This is a genomic window from Streptomyces sp. NPDC048590 (genome assembly GCF_043199535.1).
Lineage (GTDB): Bacteria > Actinomycetota > Actinomycetes > Streptomycetales > Streptomycetaceae > Streptomyces.
Genome location: NZ_JBICWC010000004.1, coordinates 87,286 through 104,381 on the forward strand (window position 1 = coordinate 87,286; position 17,096 = coordinate 104,381).

17 protein-coding genes are annotated in these 17,096 nt (G+C 70.3%); 11 read left to right on the plus strand and 6 right to left on the minus strand.

What is annotated here, in order from left to right; all coding sequences use genetic code 11:
• Nucleotides 1-169: 169 nt before the first annotated feature.
• Both ACGFNN_RS12605 and ACGFNN_RS12610 read left to right on the plus strand, forming a co-directional pair.
• On the plus strand, nt 170-1,192 hold the full coding sequence (locus ACGFNN_RS12605; RefSeq protein ID WP_393555258.1) for a winged helix-turn-helix domain-containing protein: 1,023 nt from the start codon (nt 170-172) through the stop codon (nt 1,190-1,192).
• Between the two features lie 147 nt (nt 1,193-1,339).
• Nucleotides 1,340-2,329 carry an alpha/beta hydrolase gene (locus ACGFNN_RS12610; RefSeq protein ID WP_393555260.1) on the plus strand — a complete coding sequence of 330 codons (990 nt, stop codon included), beginning with the start codon at nt 1,340-1,342 and terminating at the stop codon, nt 2,327-2,329.
• Between the two features lie 78 nt (nt 2,330-2,407).
• On the opposite strand, the gene ACGFNN_RS12615 is transcribed toward ACGFNN_RS12610, so the two are convergent.
• Nucleotides 2,408-3,985 carry a family 20 glycosylhydrolase gene (locus ACGFNN_RS12615; protein WP_393555262.1) on the minus strand — a complete coding sequence of 526 codons (1,578 nt, stop codon included), beginning with the start codon at nt 3,983-3,985 and terminating at the stop codon, nt 2,408-2,410.
• Between the two features lie 400 nt (nt 3,986-4,385).
• Here ACGFNN_RS12615 and ACGFNN_RS12620 point away from each other — a divergent pair, with 400 nt between their 5' ends.
• The 7 genes from ACGFNN_RS12620 (at nt 4,386) to ACGFNN_RS12650 (ending at nt 10,103) form a co-directional block, all read left to right on the plus strand.
• Nucleotides 4,386-4,916: a 2-oxo-4-hydroxy-4-carboxy-5-ureidoimidazoline decarboxylase gene (locus tag ACGFNN_RS12620; protein ID WP_393555264.1), complete on the plus strand. Its 531-nt coding sequence runs from the start codon at nt 4,386-4,388 to the stop codon at nt 4,914-4,916.
• A 166-nt stretch (nt 4,917-5,082) separates the two neighbouring features.
• Nucleotides 5,083-5,463 (plus strand): succinate dehydrogenase, cytochrome b556 subunit, encoded by a 381-nt coding sequence (gene sdhC, locus ACGFNN_RS12625; RefSeq protein WP_362538708.1) that lies wholly within the window; start codon nt 5,083-5,085, stop codon nt 5,461-5,463.
• Between the two features lie 5 nt (nt 5,464-5,468).
• A complete protein-coding gene (locus ACGFNN_RS12630; protein WP_362538706.1) occupies nt 5,469-5,951 on the plus strand; it encodes a succinate dehydrogenase hydrophobic membrane anchor subunit in 483 nt (160 codons plus the stop codon).
• Between the two features lie 29 nt (nt 5,952-5,980).
• On the plus strand, nt 5,981-7,735 hold the full coding sequence (gene sdhA / locus ACGFNN_RS12635; protein WP_393555266.1) for a succinate dehydrogenase flavoprotein subunit: 1,755 nt from the start codon (nt 5,981-5,983) through the stop codon (nt 7,733-7,735).
• Nucleotides 7,735-8,511 (plus strand): succinate dehydrogenase iron-sulfur subunit, encoded by a 777-nt coding sequence (locus ACGFNN_RS12640; RefSeq protein WP_393555268.1) that lies wholly within the window; start codon nt 7,735-7,737, stop codon nt 8,509-8,511. Before sdhA ends, ACGFNN_RS12640 begins: the two co-directional genes overlap by 1 nt.
• Nucleotides 8,512-8,679: 168 nt before the next feature.
• Nucleotides 8,680-9,267 (plus strand): hypothetical protein, encoded by a 588-nt coding sequence (locus ACGFNN_RS12645; RefSeq protein WP_393555270.1) that lies wholly within the window; start codon nt 8,680-8,682, stop codon nt 9,265-9,267.
• Nucleotides 9,268-9,368: 101 nt separating this feature from the next.
• On the plus strand, nt 9,369-10,103 hold the full coding sequence (locus ACGFNN_RS12650) for a TetR family transcriptional regulator (RefSeq protein ID WP_393555272.1): 735 nt from the start codon (nt 9,369-9,371) through the stop codon (nt 10,101-10,103).
• A gap of 36 nt (nt 10,104-10,139) precedes the next feature.
• Here ACGFNN_RS12650 and ACGFNN_RS12655 read toward each other — a convergent pair whose 3' ends face one another.
• On the minus strand, nt 10,140-11,522 hold the full coding sequence (locus ACGFNN_RS12655; RefSeq protein WP_393556214.1) for a metallophosphoesterase: 1,383 nt from the start codon (nt 11,520-11,522) through the stop codon (nt 10,140-10,142).
• 60 nt (nt 11,523-11,582) lie between these two features.
• A complete protein-coding gene (locus tag ACGFNN_RS12660; protein ID WP_393555274.1) occupies nt 11,583-11,828 on the minus strand; it encodes an SCO4848 family membrane protein in 246 nt (81 codons plus the stop codon).
• A gap of 121 nt (nt 11,829-11,949) precedes the next feature.
• Between ACGFNN_RS12660 and ACGFNN_RS12665 the strand changes: the two genes are divergently transcribed.
• Nucleotides 11,950-13,191, plus strand: coding sequence for a D-alanyl-D-alanine carboxypeptidase family protein (locus ACGFNN_RS12665; RefSeq protein WP_393555276.1), 1,242 nt, complete (start codon nt 11,950-11,952; stop codon nt 13,189-13,191).
• Here ACGFNN_RS12665 and ACGFNN_RS12670 read toward each other — a convergent pair.
• On the minus strand, nt 13,139-14,092 hold the full coding sequence (locus ACGFNN_RS12670) for a YihY/virulence factor BrkB family protein (protein ID WP_393555278.1): 954 nt from the start codon (nt 14,090-14,092) through the stop codon (nt 13,139-13,141). The genes ACGFNN_RS12665 and ACGFNN_RS12670 overlap by 53 nt on opposite strands.
• 328 nt (nt 14,093-14,420) lie before the next feature.
• Here ACGFNN_RS12670 and ACGFNN_RS12675 point away from each other — a divergent pair, with 328 nt between their 5' ends.
• The gene (locus ACGFNN_RS12675; RefSeq protein WP_393555280.1) at nt 14,421-15,179 is read left to right on the plus strand and encodes a decaprenylphospho-beta-D-erythro-pentofuranosid-2-ulose 2-reductase; all 759 of its coding nucleotides are present in this window, start codon (nt 14,421-14,423) and stop codon (nt 15,177-15,179) included.
• A 134-nt stretch (nt 15,180-15,313) separates the two neighbouring features.
• Here ACGFNN_RS12675 and ACGFNN_RS12680 read toward each other — a convergent pair whose 3' ends face one another.
• Together ACGFNN_RS12680 and trpS are read right to left on the minus strand one after the other, a co-directional pair.
• Nucleotides 15,314-15,904: a 2'-5' RNA ligase family protein gene (locus tag ACGFNN_RS12680; RefSeq protein ID WP_393555282.1), complete on the minus strand. Its 591-nt coding sequence runs from the start codon at nt 15,902-15,904 to the stop codon at nt 15,314-15,316.
• 92 nt (nt 15,905-15,996) lie between these two features.
• Nucleotides 15,997-17,010 carry a tryptophan--tRNA ligase gene (gene trpS, locus ACGFNN_RS12685; RefSeq protein ID WP_393555284.1) on the minus strand — a complete coding sequence of 338 codons (1,014 nt, stop codon included), beginning with the start codon at nt 17,008-17,010 and terminating at the stop codon, nt 15,997-15,999.
• Nucleotides 17,011-17,096 lie beyond the last annotated feature (86 nt).

Sequence of the window (17,096 nt, forward strand, 5' to 3'; positions counted from 1 at the left end):
CGCGGTCCGGACCACCATTCTGCCCGTCCGGAAGCGGGGACACGGGCCGAACGGGCAGGCCCGGACCGGAGGCGGGCCGTCCCGGCGCGGCGGTATATCCGGTGACGCCGAAGGGTAGTTGGCCCTTCCCGGCCGTGCGCGCCCCACTCGCCCTCGACGGAGCCTCCCCATGCTGCGGATCCACTTCACGCCCGAGGACCTGACCCGGGTCAGGGTGGCCCCTGGACCGGACTTCCTGTGGGAGATCACCAACAGCGTCCAGACCCTGCAACGGACCGACGGTGAGCGGGTGTTCGGCGCCTGGCGCCGCTGGGTCCGGCCCAGGCTCCCGGAGAGCCGTCATCTGCTCTCCCCGCTGCTCCCGCCCTACGGCTACTCCCCCGACTTCCTCACCCCCACCTGCGGTGACCACACCACTCTTCAGTCGGCCGTGGACACCCTGCTCGGCACACCCCGCCGCAGATTACGCACCGAGCTGACGCTGCTCGCCGCGTCGAGACGACTGCCCGCCTGGGCCGTCTCCCTGGCGGACGGGGACACCGAGGTGCTCGCCCGGCTGGGGGAGGCGCTCCGGGCCTACCAGGCGGAATTGCTGGCGCCGTACTGGAGTCAGGTCCGCGCGGACCTGGAGGCCGACCGGGCCCTGCGACTGAGGCAGTTGATGGACGGGGGCACGGAGGCGCTGCTGACCGGCCTGGGCCCGGACGTCCACTGGCGGCCCCCGATGCTGGAGGTGAACTACCCTGTCGACCAGCAACTACGCCTGGACGGACGGGGACTCGTCCTCCAGGGGTCGTTCTTCTGCTGGCCGGCGCCGACCACGCTCGCGGACGGCCGGCTGCCCCCCGTGCTGGTCCATCCCATCCACCACACGGCCGGCTGGGCCCTGCCCTCCGGTGGCGCCGGGCGGTCCGACGGCCGCGCCGCGCTGAGCCGGCTCCTCGGGCAGACCCGCGCGGACCTGCTGCGGGCCACCCGCACCGGCTGCTCCACGGTGGAGGCGGCCAGGATGCTCCAGGTGACCCACCCCGCCGTGAGCCAGCACATGAACGTCCTGCGTGCGGCGGGACTGGCCGTCACCGTGCGCGCCGGGGGCCGCGCCTTCCACACGGCGACCGCCGACGGCCGGGCGCTGCTCGCCGCCGAGGACCGTCGGTGCGGTACGGGCGGGGACGGCCGTCCCCGCCCGTAAGCCCGGGCTTACGGCGCTTGTGGCCCTCGCGGCGCACCCTCCAGGCTGTCCGCGTACCGCGCTGCGTCCGGCCGGATGGGACCTCTCACCCGCCCGCGACGCCGCCCCTCGAGCCGCCGCCCCCACCCTCACTCACCGGAGGTCATCTTGAGTACGCACCGACCCACCCGCAGGAGCCTGATGAAGGCCGCGGCCGGCCTGACAGCGAGCACCGCGCTCGGCGCGGGAGGAGTCCTGGCGTCGGCGGCCACGGCCCACGCGGTCGGCGACGGTTTCGGACTGCGCATCGTGGACCGCAACGAGGCGGACGCCCGGATGCGGTACTACCGCTTCGCGACCGACGCGATCGGCTGGGACCCCGGCGTCAACGTCCTGCTCCCCGACGGGTACCACACGAGTGGCCGCCGCTACCCGGTGCTGTACCTCTTCCACGGGGGCGGTACCGACCAGGACTTCATCACCTTCGACCGGCTCGGCATCCGCGCATGGACCGCCGGGAAGCCGATCATCGTCGTGATGCCCGACGGCGGTCACGCCGGCTGGTACTCCAACCCGGTCTCCTCCAACTCGGGCCCCCGGAACTGGGAGACCTTCCACATCGCGCAGCTGCTGCCGTGGATCGACGCCAACTTCCGCACCTACGCCGAGTACAACGGCCGGGCGGTGTCCGGGTTCTCGATGGGCGGCTTCGGCGCGCTGAAGTACGCGGCCAAGTACTACGGCCACTTCGCCTCGGTCAGCGCCCACTCCGGACCGGCGAGCCTCCGCCGGGACGCGGGGCTCGTCACCCATTGGGCGAACCTCTCGTCGGCGGCCCTCGACCTCGCGGGCGGCACGGTCTACGGCGTGCCGCTCTGGGACGAGGCCCGGGTCAGCGCCGACAACCCGGTGCAGCGCATCGAGAGCTACCGGAACAAGCGTGTGTTCCTGGTCGCCGGGACCAGCCCCGACCCGGTGAACTGGTTCGACACCGTCAACGAGACCCAGGTGCTGGCGGGCCAGCGGGAGTTCCGGGCATTGCTCGGCAACGCGGGCATCCCGCACGAGTGGCACGAGGTCCCCGGCGGCCACTTCGTCCGCACCGACCTGTTCAAGCGCGATCTGGACGGGATCATCGGCCGGCTCCGCAAGGCCTGACCGGCGGACGGATTCCCGGCCGCCGGGCCGCCCAGGTCCGCGTCTTCCGAAGGACGCCGACCTGGGCGGGGCGCCGGGTCAGTCCGAGGAGTCGATCTTGTCGGCCAGCGACTTGAACTGCTCCCAGCTCAGTTCGGGCTCACCCGGGTCCCACAGCTTCTGGGACACCGCGTTGAGCGGCATCCGGATGCCCTCGGCCACCTGCGCCTGGGTCTGCGCGTTCGGCAGGTCACCCCAGACGGCGAAGCGCCCGCCGAGGATCTGCTTGGAGTAACGCTTCGCGACCGGCTCGGTGCCACGGAGCACGAACGGGGTCCACTGCTCGTAGATCCGCTCGCCGGTCGGATAGGTGAAGTCGTTGGGCTCACCGAGCACGTAGTAGAGGTACTCGTCGTTGAGGTTGATCACCTTGCGCCCTTCGGCCAGATACTCCTGGGGCGGACGGGCTCCGATCTCCTTGCCCGTCCAGTACTCGACCTCGATGCCCTTGTGGGCCGTGACCTGACCGCCGCTGAAGAAGCCGTCGTTCCACGCCTTGGGGGTCTTCTCCGCCTCGCGGATGACCGCGGCACGGTCGTTGAGCCACCCCTCCGACAGGTCCTCGATGGTGGCGTCGTCGCCGTACTTCTCGCGGGCGGCGGCGGCCAGCTGCGGATACGAGGCCGCCGGGTCGCTCACCGTGAGGGCCTGGTACTCGTCCGCGCCGACGTGGAACCACTTGCCGGGGAAGAGCTCCGCGTACTCGCCGAGCAGATCGTCGACGATCTTCGCCGACTCCGCCTTGGAGATGTCGATGGCTCCCTGCCGCGTCACTCCCTGCGTGTTGCGCAGCTGGAGGTCGGGGTGCGCCTTGAGCACGGCACCCAGGTGTCCCGGGGAGTCGATCTCGCCGACGACCGTGATGTGGAGGCTCCGGGCGAGCTTGATGATCCGCCGGACCTCGGCCTTGGTGAGGTGGTCCTCGGACACCACCTCGGGGTGGGTGTCGGACTCGATCCGGAAGGCCTGGTCGTCGGAGAAGTGCAGTCCGAGCTGGTTGAGCTTGAGATCGGCCATCTCGCGCAGCCGGTCCTCGATCCAGTCCACGTCGTAGTGCTTGCGCGCGATGTCGAGGTTGAACCCGCGCTGCGGCCGGTCCGGGGTGTCGCGCACGACGCCCTCGGGCATGGAGCCGTCGGCGGCGAGCGACTGCTTGAGGGTCCGGGTCCCGTAGAAGACGCCTGCCTCGCCGGGGCCGCTGATCGTGACCCGGTTCCCGGTGGTCCTCAGCGTGTAGGACTCCTGACCGCCCTTGCCCGAGGGCGCCATCGCCAGCTGGACGTCACCGGAGCGTGGTGGCTTCTCGCCCCGGTAGTCGATGTCGAGCTCCCCGGCCAGCAGCTTGGCCTCGTCCGCGAGCTCCGGGTCCGCCGCGACGACCCCGCTGTCCTCGCCGGGCTTCCAGCCGGGTCCGCGGGCCGGGGTGTGCTCGCGGACCGCGGGTATGGTCCGCGGGTCCGAGGAGAGCGGGTAGCTCCGGGAGGGGGAGGGTGCGGCGGTCGCACGGGAGGCCGAGGCTCCGTTCCCGGTGTCGGTACCGGAGCAGGCGGCGGTGAAGGTGACCGCTGCGACCACGAGGGCCGAGCCTGCCACCAGAGGTGCACGTGAGCGCGACATCGGTCAGAAACCTCCGGATCGGGGGTGAAACAGTTCAGAGAAGATGGGAAAGTCGGGCAATTCCCCCGCCGAATTCGTCCAGCAACCGTTCCGAAATCCTCTCGTCCGGGTGAATTTCTCGCATCCTTCGACTGCTGGACGCCGGGCCTCGTTACCGTTGCGGCACGGAGGAAGCAGTCCTCCACCCCCACCCCAGGCAACCTCGCCGCTCTCAGACCCCTCTCCAGAGTCGCCGATGCCATTCGTCCGAGGAGTCCCGCTGTCCAGGTCCAGCGAGTCCCGTGCCGGCCTGCCGAAACCGCAGCAGGCGGGCCCGACGGCCGTTCCCGTCCAGAACCGGGGCACCGCCCCGGCTCTCCGGGAGGCCCCCGCGGAGGCCTCCGTTCCGGATCCAGTGTCCGTGAGTACCGGCGCCGGTGCCCACTCGAACGGTCTCGGGGCGTTCAACGGCTGGCCCCGGGAGACGGCGGAGACCGCCCTGCTGGAGTGCTGCGGCAGCGTCCGCTGGGCGCAGCGGATGGCGGCGCACCGCCCCTTTCCCGACCTGGAGACCCTGCTCGCCGCCTCCGACGAGGCGGGGTACGACCTCGGTCACGCCGATCTCTCGGAGGCGCTCGCGACGGAGAGCGCGCCCTGCCTGCACCACGACGCGCCCCGAGCCGCCCACCTGGCGCTGCGCGCCGCCCACGCCGCGTACGAGAGCCGTTTCGGCCACGCCTTCGTGATCTGCCTCGACGGCCTGCACCCCTCCCAGCACGTGGACCAGGTGCTGGCCGCCATCCGCACCCGGCTGGCGCACGAACCGGACGAGGAGCGTTCCCTCACCGCCGAGGAGATGCGACGGCTCGCCCGTGGCCGCATCATCGAGCTGGTCACCCGGGCGGGCCGGGCGACCACCCCGAGCCGCTCTGCGGCATATGACCCGCGGTAGCCCGTCCGTGCCTGTTTGACTGCCGCTTTGATCACACCGCAGGCCCCGCCGCGATGGAACCGACAAAGCGTCGCTACGATGGCCAGGGCCGGTGGACCGTACCCGGCCGGGTCAGACCGACAGTCAAGCCGGCCGACCCCAATCCCCGCTCCCGGAGGGTTCTTCCGTGCCGGCTGGAACGCTGTACCGCGGCCGGGAAGGCATGTGGTCCTGGGTGGCTCATCGAGTCACCGGTGTCCTCATTTTCTTCTTCCTGTTCGTACACGTCCTGGACACCGCTCTCGTGCGTGTCTCCCCCGAGGCGTACGACGACGTCGTGGCCACCTACAAGACCCCGATCGTCGCTCTGCTCGAGTACGGCCTGGTGGCCGCGATCCTCTTCCACGCGCTGAACGGTCTCCGTATCGTCGCCGTGGACTTCTGGGCCAAGGGCGCGCGCTATCAGAAGCAGATGCTGTGGACCGTCCTCGGCATCTGGATCGTGCTGATGGTCGGGGCGCTGTACCCCGTCCTCGGCCACGCCGTACGTGAAGTCTTCGGGAGCTGAGGCCAATGTCCACCGAGACTCCTTCGTCGCCGGCGATCAGTGACGTCGAGGCCGTGAGCCTGTACGACGTCGACAACCCGGCCCCCGTGATCGAGCCCCCGCGCAAGCGCACGGGCAAGACCCCCAAGGGCTCGCGCACCAACTTCGAGATGTACGCCTGGCTCTTCATGCGCCTGTCGGGCATCGTGCTGGTCGTCCTGGTCATCGGCCACCTGCTCATCCAGCTGGTGCTCGACGGCGGCGTGTCCAAGATCGGCTTCGCCTTCGTCGCGGGCCGCTGGGCCTCGCCGTTCTGGCAGGTCTGGGACCTGGCGATGCTGTGGCTGGCCATGCTCCACGGCGCCAACGGCCTCCGTACGGTCATCAACGACTACGCCGAACGGGACAACACCCGATTCTGGCTGAAGATGCTCCTGTACACCGCCACGGTGTTCACCGTCCTGCTGGGCACGCTGGTGATCTTCACCTTCGACCCGAACATCCGCTAGGCGCCGGGACAGAGGGACCAGAGGAAACCATGCAGATCCACAAGTACGACACCGTCATCGTCGGCGCCGGCGGCGCCGGCATGCGCGCGGCCATCGAGTCGACCAAGCGCAGCCGCACCGCCGTGCTGACGAAGCTCTACCCCACCCGCTCCCACACGGGCGCCGCGCAGGGCGGCATGGCCGCGGCGCTGGCCAACGTGGAGGAGGACAACTGGGAGTGGCACACCTTCGACACGATCAAGGGCGGCGACTACCTGGTCGACCAGGACGCCGCCGAGATCCTCGCGAAGGAGGCCATCGACGCCGTCCTCGACCTCGAGAAGATGGGCCTGCCGTTCGGCCGTACGCCCGAGGGCAAGATCGATCAGCGCCGGTTCGGCGGTCACTCCCGCAACCACGGTGAGGCCCCGGTCCGCCGCGCCTGCTACTCCGGCGACCGCACCGGCCACATGATCCTCCAGACGCTCTACCAGAACTGCGTCAAGGAGGGCGTGGAGTTCTTCAACGAGTTCTACGTCCTGGACCAGCTGGTCGTCGAGGTGGACGGCGTCAAGAAGTCCGCCGGCGTCGTCGCCTACGAGCTGGCCACCGGCGAGATCCACGTCTTCCAGGCGAAGTCGGTCATCTACGCCTCCGGCGGGACCGGCAAGTTCTTCAAGGTGACGTCGAACGCGCACACCCTGACCGGTGACGGCCAGGCCGCCTGCTACCGCCGGGGTCTGCCGCTGGAGGACATGGAGTTCTTCCAGTTCCACCCGACGGGCATCTGGCGCATGGGCATCCTGCTGACGGAGGGCGCCCGCGGTGAGGGCGGCATCCTCCGCAACAAGGACGGCGAGCGCTTCATGGAGAAGTACGCGCCGGTCATGAAGGACCTCGCGTCCCGTGACGTCGTGTCCCGCTCCATCTACACGGAGATCCGTGAGGGCCGCGGCTGCGGTCCCGAGGGCGACCACGTCTACCTCGACCTCACGCACCTCCCGCCGGAGCAGCTGGACGCCAAGCTCCCGGACATCACCGAGTTCGCGCGCACCTACCTCGGCATCGAGCCCTACACGGACCCGATCCCGATCCAGCCGACCGCGCACTACGCCATGGGCGGCATCCCGACCAACGTCGAGGGCGAGGTGCTGGCCGACAACACCACCGTCGTCCCGGGCCTCTACGCCGCCGGCGAGGTCGCCTGTGTCTCCGTGCACGGCGCCAACCGCCTGGGCACCAACTCGCTGCTCGACATCAACGTCTTCGGACGCCGTTCGGGCATCGCGGCCGCCGAGTACTCCGCGAAGAACGACTTCGTCGAGCTTCCCGAGAACCCGGCCCAGCTGGTCCAGGACCAGGTCGAGCGGCTCCGCAACTCCACCGGCACCGAGCGCGTCGCCGCGCTCCGCACGGAGCTGCAGGAGTGCATGGACGCCAACGTAATGGTGTTCCGCACGGAGCAGACCATCAAGACGGCGGTCGACAAGATCGCCGAGCTGCGCAGGCGCTACCTCGACGTGTCCATCCAGGACAAGGGCAAGCGGTTCAACACCGACCTGCTGGAGGCCATCGAGCTGGGCAACCTGCTCGACCTGGCCGAGGTCATGGCGACCTCCGCGCTGGCCCGCAAGGAGTCCCGCGGCGGTCACTACCGCGAGGACTACCCCAACCGCGACGACGTCAACTTCATGCGCCACACCATGGCGTACCGCGAGGTCGCGGACGACGGCACCGAGTCGATCCGGCTCGACTACAAGCCGGTCGTCACGACCCGCTACCAGCCGATGGAGCGTAAGTACTGATGGCAACCCCCACCCTGGAGAAGTCGGACAAGGCCCCCGAGCCGGAGGCCGGCTTCGCCGACACGCCGTACATCACGGCCACGTTCCGGATCCGCCGCTTCAACCCCGAGGTCTCCGACGAGGTCGAGTGGCAGGACTTCCAGATCTCGATCGACCCGAAGGAGCGTGTGCTCGACGCCCTTCACAAGATCAAGTGGGAGCAGGACGGCAGTCTGACCTTCCGGCGCTCCTGCGCGCACGGCATCTGCGGCTCCGACGCGATGCGGATCAACGGCAAGAACAGGCTCGCCTGCAAGACGCTGATCAAGGACATCAACCCGGAGAAGCCGATCACGGTCGAGGCCATCAAGGGCCTCACGGTCCTCAAGGACCTCGTGGTCGACATGGACCCGTTCTTCCAGGCCTACCGCGATGTCATGCCCTTCCTCGTCACCAAGGGGAACGAGCCGACGCGTGAGCGCCTGCAGTCCCCCGAGGACCGCGAGCGCTTCGACGACACCACCAAGTGCATCCTGTGCGCCGCGTGCACGTCCTCGTGCCCGGTGTTCTGGAACGACGGCCAGTACTTCGGCCCGGCGGCGATCGTCAACGCGCACCGCTTCATCTTCGACTCGCGCGACGAGGCCGGGGAGCAGCGCCTGGAGATCCTCAACGACCGTGACGGCGTGTGGCGTTGCCGCACGACGTTCAACTGCACGGACGCCTGCCCCCGTGGCATCGAGGTCACCAAGGCGATCCAGGAAGTGAAGCGGGCCCTGATCACCCGTCGCTTCTGACCGAGCATCACCGGGAGACCCCGCTTTCCGCACCCACCGTGCGGAAAGCGGGGTCTCCTGCTGCGTCCACCCGGCCGGAACGGTACGGTCGTGCGGAGCCATTGACCGGCTCGGCTCTCCGGCGCGGGCACCGCGCGGGAGCAGATGGCTCGATGAACGGGGGACGCTGTGAGCGATCCGAATCCTTACGCGGACGACTCCTACAAGTGGGGTCCGCCCCAGCCGCAGGGCAACCCGCCCACGATGCCGGACGGCCAGGGCTACGGATACCCGGCACCGGGCGCCACCCCTGCCTACGGCTATCCCCAGCCGCTGCCCGAGTCCGCCACCACCCCGGGGCCCGGCTACGGTTACCCCGGCCCCGGTGGGCAGCCGACGCAGCCCGGCTTCAACCTGCCGGCCACGCAGGGCGGCACGCCGATGCTCTCGCTCGGCGACATCACCGTGATGAACGACGGCATCGTGACCCCCGCGGGCACCCTGCCGCTCAAAGGCGCGGTATGGACGGCGACCGACATGTCGCGCACCGAGGAGAAGATCCCGACCGTGGGCATCGTGCTGGCAATCGTCTTCGCGCTGTTCTGCCTGATCGGTCTGCTCTTCCTCCTGATGAAGGAGAAGCGCACCACCGGCTTCGTGCAGATCACCGTCACCAGCGGCGGCCGGCACCACGCGACCATGATTCCGGCGACGGGCCCCGAGACCTTCCAGTGGGTCATGGCACAGGTCAACACGGCGCGTTCGATGAGCGCCTGAGCCGAGACCTGTACGGTCCGCCCCACCCCGCAAGGCCGCGCGTGGTGGGGCCGCGGCCTCGCCGAATCAGGGGAGCGCCACACCCCGTTAACCTGGTCGGCGTGCCGAAGGACGAGAAGACGGCGAAGGCGCCGAAGAGCGAACAGACCCGCGCGCTGATCCTGGAGACCGCGCTCCGGCTCTTCGAGGAGCGCGGGTACGACCGGACGACGATGCGGGCGATCGCCCAGGAGGCCGGCGTCTCCGTCGGCAACGCGTACTACTACTTCTCGTCGAAGGAACACCTGGTCCAGGGCTTCTACGACCGCCTCGCCGCGGAGCACGAGGTCGCGGTCCGGCCCGTGCTCGCCGGGGACGCGGACCTCGGCGTGCGCATGCGGGGTGTGCTGCTCAGCTGGCTGGACGTCGCGTGGCCGTACCACCGTTTCGCCGCGCAGTTCTTCAAGAACGCCGCGGACCCGGACAGCCCCCTCTCCCCCTTCTCGAAGGACTCCGCGGCGGCCCGCGAGGCGGTCGTCTCGGTGCACGAGCGCTGTCTCGCGGGCTCCTCGGCCAAGGCGGACCCGGAGCTGGCCGAGCTGCTGCCTCAGCTGATGTGGCTGATGCACATGGGGCTGGTGCTGTTCTGGGTCTACGACCGGTCGGAGGGGACCGAGCGCAGCCGGCGTCTCGTCGAGCGCACCGCCCCGATCGCCGCCCGCGCGATCGCCCTGTCGCGCTTCCGGGTGCTGCGTCCCCTCGTACGGCAGATCCACGACGTGCTGGTGGAGTTCATGCCGGGCGCCACACCCGCCGGCGCCCGGCCGCCACGTGCGCGGGACGCGGGATCGAGCTGACGGTCCGCGGGCCTGCGGGAAGGCCCGCGGAGGGGCTCAGGCCTGCGGAGAGGCGAGTTCCACCACGGTGATGTCCGAGGGCGCCCCGACTCGCACCGGAGGCCCCCAGGCGCCCGCGCCCCGCGAGACGTACAGCTGGGTGTCACCGTAGCGTTCGAGACCGGCGACGGTCGGGTTGGCGAGTTCGGCGACCAGGTTCCCGGGCCAGAGCTGGCCCCCGTGGGTGTGCCCGGAGAGCTGGAGCCCGACTCCGTACTCGACCGCGTCGTCGATGACGATCGGCTGGTGGGCGAGGAGGACCGAGGCGCGGGAGCGGTCCCGGTCACCGAGCGCACGGGCGAAGTCGGGCCCCTGCCCCTCACTCTCGCCCGCCACGTCGTTGACCCCGGCGAGGTCGAAGCCGGCGATCTCCACGCGGGCGTTCTCCAGTGGGTGCAGCCCGAGCTCGCGTACGTGGTCGACCCACTGGGCGGCACCCGAGAAGTACTCGTGGTTCCCGGTCACGAAGTAGCTGCCGTGCCGGGCCCGGAGCTCGGCGAGTGGCTCCGCGGCGGGGCCGAGATCGGCGACGGAACCGTCGACCAGGTCGCCGACCACGGCCACCAGGTCGGGGCTGGTGGCGTTGATGGTGTCGACGATGCGCCGGGTGTGGGCGCGTCCCAGGATCGGGCCGAGGTGGATGTCGCTGACCACGGCGATCCGGAAGCGGTGGGCTGAGCGCGGCAGTCCGGCGAGCGGGACGGTGACCCGTTTGACGCGCGGACCGCGCAGGACCCCGTAGGTGCCGTGGCCGACCGTACCGAGCCCGGCGAGCGCGGCGGCTCCGCCGACGGCGCGGGCGACGAACAGCCGGCGTGACGGGTCGGCGACGGGCGAGGTGGTGGACCCGGCGGGCGGCGCGTCATCCGTACGGGTGGTGGCGCCACCTGTCCGGGACGGCTCCGCCGCGCTGTTCGTGGCCGGGTCCGCGTGCCCGCCGGACGCGGTGTCCGTGGCGTGCCGGGTGCGCTCCGCGGACGTGGCGTCCGTGCCGGGGGCCGCGAGTCCGCCGTCCGTCGCCCGTCCGTCGCCCTCGGTGGTACGGGCCGGCTCCGCGGCCGCCGCCCGGCGGGCGAGCACCCGGAGCAGCAGGGGCCGGACCGCCTCCCCGGCCAGCAGGGCCAGCGTCAGGTAGAGCAGGGCCGCCAGCCACAGGTAGCCCGGCCAGGCGAGTACCTGCTGCACCGGGAAGGGGACGCCCGCGCGCGAGGACACGAAGGCTCCGAGGGTCAGCAGCGGCAGCACGAAGGCGGCGACGGTGCCGGCGCGGCGCGCGAGACCGCCCTTGCGTGTCGTGTCGCCGATCAGCCGGCGCCAGAGATACCGGTGTACCCCGGCGAGCAGCGCGAGCACCGCCACCGCCACGAGCACGAAGACCACGATCACGTACGCTCCCCCGCCGTCACAAAGCCTCCCGTACGCCCCTGCGCTCCGGGCCGGTCAGTCCTCCGCGCGGCGCAGGGCCCTGACACCACGCAACCCGATGACCCCCACGGCCGTCCCCAGAAGAAACGAGGTGACGGCGAGCAGGAGATGGACCCAGAAGTAGGCGGTCGGGTCTCCCGCGTCGTCGAACGCGAGCCCGCTGCCGTCCTTCCAGAGATTCTTGACGAAGGTGACCCAGATGACCCAGCTCCACGCTCCGAAGACGAGCAGGAACCAGGAGACGGGGCGGCTGAGCTTCATGGCATCAGTATCTCCGCCGCGTTCCCGCGCCCTCGCCCGGGGTGGGCTGTCCCGGCGGTATGCGCGGCGGGTCAGGCCGTCCGGGTCCCGATCCTCAGCAAGTCGATGTACGTTTCCGACCGTGCCTGCTCTGAAAATGACCGCATTGACGGTCCTCTCTGCCGCGTTGCTGTCTGTAAGTGCCATCAGCCCCGCAGGGGCGGCCGACAAGGACAAGACCGACGAGCCGAAGCCGACCGGTCCGATGTCGACCGTGGGCGGCGAGCGGCTGGGGAAGGTGGGGACCCAGGTCCAACTGGGCCCGGGCGCCCCGGTCCTCCCGAAAGACCTCAGTGCCCGCTCGTGGATCGTCGCGGACGCGGAGGACGGGCAGGTGCTCGCGTCCCACAACGCGCACTGGCGGCTGCCGCCCGCCTCCACCCTGAAGATGCTCTTCGCCGACACCGTGCTGCCGGCCCTGCAGCCCAAGACGCTGACCCATCGGGTCACCGAGGAGGAACTCGCCGGAGTCGGCGAGGGCAGCAGCCTGGTGGGCGTCAAGGAGGACCACACCTACACGGTCCACGACCTCTGGCTCGGGGTGTTCCTGCGCTCCGGCAACGACGCGGTGCACGTGTTGTCCGAGATGTACGGAGGCATCCCCGAGACGGTGGGCGCGATGCAGCGGCACGCCGAGGAGCTCCAGGCCCTGGACACCACCGTGGTCACACCGGACGGCTACGACGACAAGTACCAGGTCTCCAGCGCGTACGACCTGACACTGTTCGCCCGGAGCGGGATGCAGAAGGCGGACTTCCGTGAGTACGCCGCGACGGCCACGGCGGAGTTCCCCGGCGAGCAGAAGAAGGGCAAGAAGCGGGAGACCTTCGAGATCCAGAACACCAACCGGCTGATCACCGGTGACACAGGGGTGGACCCGTACCCCGGCATCGCCGGCGTGAAGAACGGCTACACCAGCCACGCGGGCAACACCTTCACCGGCATCGCCGAACGGAACGGCAAGGTCCTCCTGGTGACGGTCATGAACCCCCAGTCGGAGGAGAGCCACGCCGTCTACAAGGAAGCGGCCCACCTGCTCGACTGGGGCTTCGCCGCCGAGGGGAAGGTGACCCCGGTGGGCGAGCTGGTCCCGCCGAGGTCCGCCGTGAAGCCGAAGGACTCCCCGCCGGCTGCGGCCGGTGCGGACAAGGCCGAGAAGAAGCAGGCCGCCGCCGCGGCCGCCGCGGGCCCGGCCGGCACCAGCGGGGCCTGGACGGCCCTCTCGATCGCGGGCGGAGTACTGGTGGTCCTGGCGGGCGGGATCTTCCTGGTCAACCGGCGCTGGCCGCTGCCGGACCTGGCGCGCCGCCTTCCCCGTCGCTGACGTCCGCCCGGTCCTTCTCCGTGCCCGTGCCCTCCTCCTCCGGCTCCTCGTCCTTGCTCGGTGTCGCCGTCCAGGCGGCGCAGACGAGCAGCAGCTTGGCGCTGAAGTTGATCCAGAGGAGGAGGGCGATCGGGACGCCGAAGGCGCCGTACATGCTCTTCGACGCGACGTCCCGCATGTAGCTGCCGAGCAGCAGCTTGAGGAGTTCGAAGCCGACCGCGCCGACCATGCCCGCCACGATCAGGCGGCGGCGCGGCGGTTCCACACCGGGCAGCAGGGTCAGCAGGTAGAGCAGGATCAGGAAGTCCGCGAAGACGGCCACGACCACGGCGGCCACCTGCAGCAGCACCCCGCCCACACCGTCCTCGGGGATGCCGAGGCGGTCCACGGTCCAGCCGATGGCCGTGGAGGCGACGGTGGACACGGCGAGCGTCGCGAGCACCGCGCCGCCGAGGCCGAGCAGCAGCCCTGCGTCCTTCACCTTGCGGAGGACCGGGTTGCCCTCGTCCACGTCGTCCTTCTCCCAGACGGCGCGCAGGCAGTCCCGCATCGAACCGATCCACCCGATACCGGTGAAGAGCAGCAGCGCACCGGCGACGACCCCCACCGTGCCGGCGTGGGCCACGAGATTGTCGATGCCGAGCTGGTCCGAGATGCCGGGCACCTGGTCGGCGAGCTTGTCCTCGATCTTGTCGAGCTGCTGGTCGGAGAGAAGCGCGGCACCGACCGCCGCGCCCACCGCGATCAGCGGGAAGAGGGCGAGGAAGCTGAGAAAAGTGATCGCCGCGGCGAGCCTCGCCCAGTGGACCCGGTCCAGCGTCTCGTAGGAACGCCAGGCGTGCGTCAGCATCAGCCGCGTGACGAGCGGCCCGATGACGGGGAGTTTCTTCAGCCAGTCCATGACGTACGCGTACCCCTCCGGACCCGGAAAACCGGCGTCGGACACTCTCCGAACCACCAATCACCCATTTCGGTGAGTGTTGTAACAAATCCCTCAGATGGGTTTTCCCGGGCGATACGGTCACGATCATGTCCGTCGCCACGGCGTCCTTGACCGGACGGGGCCGCCCCGCCCCGACGACCGCCCCGCGGTGGCGCCCACGAACGCACGAGGACGTCGCCGCCGTGCGGGGGCTACTGCCGGGCGGTGCTGTCTCGCGAGGGGAGCACCACGCCCCGGCGCACGCCCGGCGCACGGCAACGCCGCCCAACCCGCTAGGAGTCACCCCGTGAAGGACGCTTTCGCCGCCCCGCAGTCCCTGCTCGTTCTCGGCGGCACCTCGGAGATCGGACTCGCCACAGCGCGGAGGCTGATCGCCCGCCGCACGAGGACCGTGCTGCTGGCCGGACGGCCGTCCCCCGCCCTGGAACGGGCCGCCACCGACCTTCGTGAGCTGGGCGCCGCTGTCCGGACCGTGGCCTTCGACGCGCTCGACCCCGTCTCCCACCAGGAGGTGCTGGGGAAGCTGTTCACCGACGGTGACATCGACATGGTGCTGCTGGCGTTCGGTGTCCTGGGTGACCAGGCGCGGGACGAGGAGGATCCGCTGTCCGCGGTCCGGGTCGCGCAGACCAACTACACAGGGGCGGTCTCCGCGGGCCTGGTGTGCGCCGGCGCACTCCAGGCGCAGGGCCATGGGTCCCTGGTGGTGCTCTCCTCCGTCGCGGGGGAACGCGCCCGGCGCGACGACTTCATCTACGGATCGAGCAAGGCGGGTCTGGACGTCTTCACCCAGGGGCTCGGGGACGCGCTGCACGGCACGGGCGTCCATGTCATGGTCGTCCGTCCGGGCTTCGTGCGGCCACGGATGACGGCAGGCCGCGAGGAGACGCCGCTCTCGACGACGCCCGGCGCGGTGGCGGACGCCATCGTGGCCGGGCTGCGGCGGCGCTCGGAGACCGTGTGGGTGCCCGGAGCGCTCAGGGTGGTGATGGCGGCCCTGCGGCACGTCCCCCGCCCGCTCTTCCGGCGTCTGCCGGTGCGGTAGGGCTTCCGCGGCACCGGGGAGCGGAGTGGCGGGCTTCTCGACGGCCGCTGTGCCCCTGTGGGGACAGCATCGGGGCGCGGTCCGACCGGCCGCCCCGCGCCGCGGTACAGGGCGCCGGGTTCAGGGGCGTCCGGTCAGGGGCGCAGGGAGGGCTGGCCCATGGAGCTACCGCCCTGAGCCGGTACTGCGGGTGCACCGCCGCCGCCCCCGAAGGGGAACTCGTTGATCTTGCGCCAGACGGCGTCCGCGCCCTGTTCGTACAGCGCGAAGGAGCCGCAGGTCCAGGCCGCCTCGTACGAGGAGAGCTCCTCGTACGCGCGGTCCATGGCCTCCTCGGCGATGCCGTGCGCCACGGTGACATGGGGGTGGTACGGGAACTGGAGCTCACGCACCAGGGGCCCGGAGGCCTCCCGCATCCGCTTCTGGAGCCAGGAACAGGCCGACGCGCCCTCGACGACCTGGACGTAGACCACCGGCGAGAGCGGACGGAAGGTGCCCGTGCCGGAGAGCCGCATCCGGAACGAGCGGCCGGCCGTGGCGATCTGGGACAGATGCGTCTCGATCGCCGGGACGTCCGCCGACTCCGCCTCCGTCGGCGGGACGAGGGTGACGTGGGTGGGGATGCCGTACGCGGCAGGATCCCCGAAGCTCGCGCGCCGCTCCTGGAGCAGGCTGCCGTACGGCTCCGGGACCGCGATCGAAACGCCAAGCGTTACGGTCCCCACATCGGTCTCCTCAAATCGTCGAAGGTCGTTTCTTCGGTCGTGCCGACGCCAGTGTGGCCCCTTCGCCCGTGGTCCCGCCAGGGTCCTTGGACTCAGTGCTTCGCAGGCAGAAGGCCCATCCGGTCGTAGGTCTGCGCCAGCGTCTCGGCGGCGACCGTCCTGGCCTTCTCGGCCCCCTTGGCCAGAAGGGCGTCCAGGGTCTCCGGGTCGTCCAGGTATTCCTGGGTCCGGGTACGGAACGGGGTGACGAACTCCACCATGACCTCGGCGAGGTCGGTCTTGAGCGCGCCGTAGCCCTTGCCCTCGTACTTCTGTTCGAGATCCGTGACGGCGGTGCCGGCGAGGGTCGAGTAGATGCTCAGCAGGTTGCTGACCCCGGGCTTCTTCTCCGTGTCGTAGCGGATCACGGTGTCCGTGTCCGTCACCGCGCTTTTGACCTTCTTGGCGGTGGCCTTCGGGTCGTCGAGGAGGTTGATGAGGCCCTTCGGCGTGGAGGCCGACTTGCTCATCTTGACAGCGGGGTCCTGCAGGTCGAAGATCTTGGCCGTCTCCTTGAGGATGTACGGCGCCGGGATGGTGAACGTCGGGCCGAAGCGTCCGTTGAAGCGCTCTGCGAGGTCGCGGGTGAGCTCGATGTGCTGGCGCTGGTCCTCACCGACCGGGACCTGGTTGGCCTGGTAGAGCAGGATGTCGGCGACCTGGAGAACCGGGTAGGTGAAGAGTCCGACCGTCGCCCTGTCGGCGCCCTGCTTGGCGGACTTGTCCTTGAACTGCGTCATGCGGGAGGCCTCACCGAATCCGGTGAGGCAGTTCATGATCCAGCCGAGCTGGGCGTGCTCGGGGACATGACTCTGGACGAAGAGGGTGCAGCGCTCCGGATCGAGCCCGGCCGCCAGCAACTGGGCGGCGGCGAGCCGGGTGTTGGCCCGGAGTTCCTTCGGATCCTGCGGCACGGTGATCGCGTGCAGGTCCACCACCATGTAGAAGGCGTCGTGGGACTCCTGCAGCGCCACCCACTGGCGCACCGCACCGAGATAGTTGCCGAGGTGGAACGAGCCTGCGGTGGGCTGGATTCCGGAGAGCACACGGGGTCGATCAGAGGCCATGGAGCCATTGTCTCAGGTGCGGAACCGATCTCCGGCAACCGGTGTAGGAAAGATGTGAGGACACGGGAAGCGGCTCGCGGGGCGAG